At 64.5% G+C, this 417-nt stretch carries 1 protein-coding gene; it reads left to right on the plus strand.

Features of this window, described 5'->3' with window-relative positions:
- Nucleotides 1-63: 63 nt before the first annotated feature.
- A partial coding sequence (locus tag QZL67_RS07320) for an acyltransferase family protein (RefSeq protein ID WP_292920076.1) occupies nt 64-417 on the plus strand: 354 nt, incomplete at its 3' end.

Below are 417 nucleotides of genomic sequence, written 5' to 3' on the forward strand. Positions count from 1 at the left end.
ACCTGCCGCAGATTGCACAGGGACGGCGGAAGTGAAGCGATGGAGAAGAGAGAGGGGAATACGATGATGCGAGTAAAAGAGGTGGATCCCTCGCTGCGCAGGGCTGCGCCCGGGCGGGACCGGGCCGTGGATCTGGTGAAAACAGCGGCCATCTTCGGGGTGCTGCTGATCCATGTCAGTGCCGGCGGGCTGGGCGGTGCAGAGGTGGGGTCCGGGACGTGGTTTGCCTGCTTGTTCTGGGGCAGTGTGTCCCGGGCGGCGGTGCCGCTGTTCCTGATGGCCAGCGGTGCACTGCTGCTGCGGCCGGACCGGGAGCTGACGCTGCGGAAGCTGTATACGAAAAACTTTCCCCGGCTGCTGGCGGCGCTGCTGTTCTGGGCGGTGTGCTATAAGGTGTTCAACCTGCTTCTCTGGGGT

Source organism: Oscillibacter sp. CAG:155, assembly GCA_000436875.1.
Taxonomy (GTDB): Bacteria; Bacillota; Clostridia; order Oscillospirales; family Oscillospiraceae; genus Oscillibacter.